Here is a 3,085-nt window from a genome sequence, read left to right on the forward strand (position 1 = left end):
AATGAGCGAAATGCGAATTTTCGGCGAATGTCGTCTTCACAGTATAACCAGATTGCTTGGGGTTATATGGTCAAGTGAAGAAGCGCATACGGTGGATGCCTTGGCAGTCAGAGGCGATGAAAGACGTGGTAGCCTGCGATAAGCTTTGGGGAGTCGGCAAACAGACTGTGATCCAGAGATCTCTGAATGGGGGAACCCAGCCAGCATAAGCTGGTTATCTTGTACTGAATACATAGGTGCAAGAGGCGAACCAGGGGAACTGAAACATCTAAGTACCCTGAGGAAAAGAAATCAACCGAGATTCCCTTAGTAGTGGCGAGCGAACGGGGACCAGCCCTTAAGCTGGTTTGAGATTAGTGGAACGCTCTGGAAAGTGCGGCCATAGTGGGTGATAGCCCCGTACACGAAAATCTCTTGCCAGTGAAATCGAGTAGGACGGAGCACGAGAAACTTTGTCTGAACATGGGGGGACCATCCTCCAAGGCTAAATACTACTGACTGACCGATAGTGAACCAGTACCGTGAGGGAAAGGCGAAAAGAACCCCGGAGAGGGGAGTGAAATAGAACCTGAAACCGTATGCGTACAAGCAGTGGGAGCCTACTTTGTTAGGTGACTGCGTACCTTTTGTATAATGGGTCAGCGACTTATATTCAGTGGCGAGCTTAACCGAATAGGGGAGGCGTAGCGAAAGCGAGTCTTAATAGGGCGCTTTAGTCGCTGGGTATAGACCCGAAACCGGGCGATCTATCCATGGGCAGGTTGAAGGTTAGGTAACACTGACTGGAGGACCGAACCGACTACCGTTGAAAAGTTAGCGGATGACCTGTGGATCGGAGTGAAAGGCTAATCAAGCTCGGAGATAGCTGGTTCTCCTCGAAAGCTATTTAGGTAGCGCCTCATGTATCACTGTAGGGGGTAGAGCACTGTTTCGGCTAGGGGGTCATCCCGACTTACCAAACCGATGCAAACTCCGAATACCTACAAGTGCCGAGCATGGGAGACACACGGCGGGTGCTAACGTCCGTCGTGAAAAGGGAAACAACCCAGACCGTCAGCTAAGGTCCCAAAGTCATGGTTAAGTGGGAAACGATGTGGGAAGGCTTAGACAGCTAGGAGGTTGGCTTAGAAGCAGCCACCCTTTAAAGAAAGCGTAATAGCTCACTAGTCGAGTCGGCCTGCGCGGAAGATGTAACGGGGCTCAAACCATGCACCGAAGCTACGGGTGTCATCTTTGATGACGCGGTAGAGGAGCGTTCTGTAAGCCTGTGAAGGTGAGTTGAGAAGCTTGCTGGAGGTATCAGAAGTGCGAATGCTGACATGAGTAACGACAATGCGAGTGAAAAACTCGCACGCCGAAAGACCAAGGTTTCCTGCGCAACGTTAATCGACGCAGGGTTAGTCGGTCCCTAAGGCGAGGCTGAAAAGCGTAGTCGATGGAAAACAGGTTAATATTCCTGTACTTCCAGTTATTGCGATGGAGGGACGGAGAAGGCTAGGCCAGCTTGGCGTTGGTTGTCCAAGTTTAAGGTGGTAGGCTGAGATCTTAGGCAAATCCGGGATCTTAAGGCCGAGAGCTGATGACGAGTGCTCTTTAGAGCGCGAAGTGGTTGATGCCATGCTTCCAAGAAAAGCTCCTAAGCTTCAGATAACTGGGAACCGTACCCCAAACCGACACAGGTGGTTAGGTAGAGAATACCAAGGCGCTTGAGAGAACTCGGGTGAAGGAACTAGGCAAAATGGCACCGTAACTTCGGGAGAAGGTGCGCCGGTGAGGGTGAAGCACTTGCTGCGTAAGCCCACGCCGGTCGAAGATACCAGGCCGCTGCGACTGTTTATTAAAAACACAGCACTCTGCAAACACGAAAGTGGACGTATAGGGTGTGACGCCTGCCCGGTGCCGGAAGGTTAATTGATGGGGTTAGCGCAAGCGAAGCTCTTGATCGAAGCCCCGGTAAACGGCGGCCGTAACTATAACGGTCCTAAGGTAGCGAAATTCCTTGTCGGGTAAGTTCCGACCTGCACGAATGGCGTAACGATGGCGGCGCTGTCTCCACCCGAGACTCAGTGAAATTGAAATCGCTGTGAAGATGCAGTGTATCCGCGGCTAGACGGAAAGACCCCGTGAACCTTTACTATAGCTTTGCACTGGACTTTGAGCTTGCTTGTGTAGGATAGGTGGGAGGCTTTGAAGTGGGGACGCCAGTTCTCATGGAGCCATCCTTGAAATACCACCCTGGCAACCTTGAGGTTCTAACTCAGGTCCGTTATCCGGATCGAGGACAGTGTATGGTGGGTAGTTTGACTGGGGCGGTCTCCTCCCAAAGAGTAACGGAGGAGTACGAAGGTGCGCTCAGACCGGTCGGAAATCGGTCGTAGAGTATAAAGGCAAAAGCGCGCTTGACTGCGAGACAAACACGTCGAGCAGGTACGAAAGTAGGTCTTAGTGATCCGGTGGTTCTGTATGGAAGGGCCATCGCTCAACGGATAAAAGGTACTCCGGGGATAACAGGCTGATACCGCCCAAGAGTTCATATCGACGGCGGTGTTTGGCACCTCGATGTCGGCTCATCACATCCTGGGGCTGAAGCCGGTCCCAAGGGTATGGCTGTTCGCCATTTAAAGTGGTACGCGAGCTGGGTTTAGAACGTCGTGAGACAGTTCGGTCCCTATCTGCCGTGGACGTTTGAGATTTGAGAGGGGCTGCTCCTAGTACGAGAGGACCGGAGTGGACGAACCTCTGGTGTTCCGGTTGTCACGCCAGTGGCATTGCCGGGTAGCTATGTTCGGAAGAGATAACCGCTGAAAGCATCTAAGCGGGAAACTTGCCTCAAGATGAGATCTCACTGGAGCCTTGAGCTCCCTGAAGGGCCGTCGAAGACTACGACGTTGATAGGTTGGGTGTGTAAGCGCTGTGAGGCGTTGAGCTAACCAATACTAATTGCCCGTGAGGCTTGACCATATAACACCCAAGCAATTTGCGCCGAGGCCAAATTGTGGTGGTGAAGACGAAAGAACCGAAAGTTCGCAACTTCACAAAGTCACATATCCGAATTCGCTGGAGTATCCATCTGGATCTTCTGGCA

Annotated in this window: 1 rRNA gene; it reads left to right on the forward strand. The window is 52.0% G+C overall.

The features are described from left to right. Window positions 1-68 precede the first annotated feature (68 nt). Window positions 69-2,961 (forward strand): 23S ribosomal RNA (locus tag V0R62_RS26585). Window positions 2,962-3,085 lie beyond the last annotated feature (124 nt).

The sequence above is a fragment of the Pseudomonas carassii genome (assembly GCF_036324045.1).
Taxonomy (GTDB): Bacteria; Pseudomonadota; Gammaproteobacteria; order Pseudomonadales; family Pseudomonadaceae; genus Aquipseudomonas; species Aquipseudomonas peradeniyensis.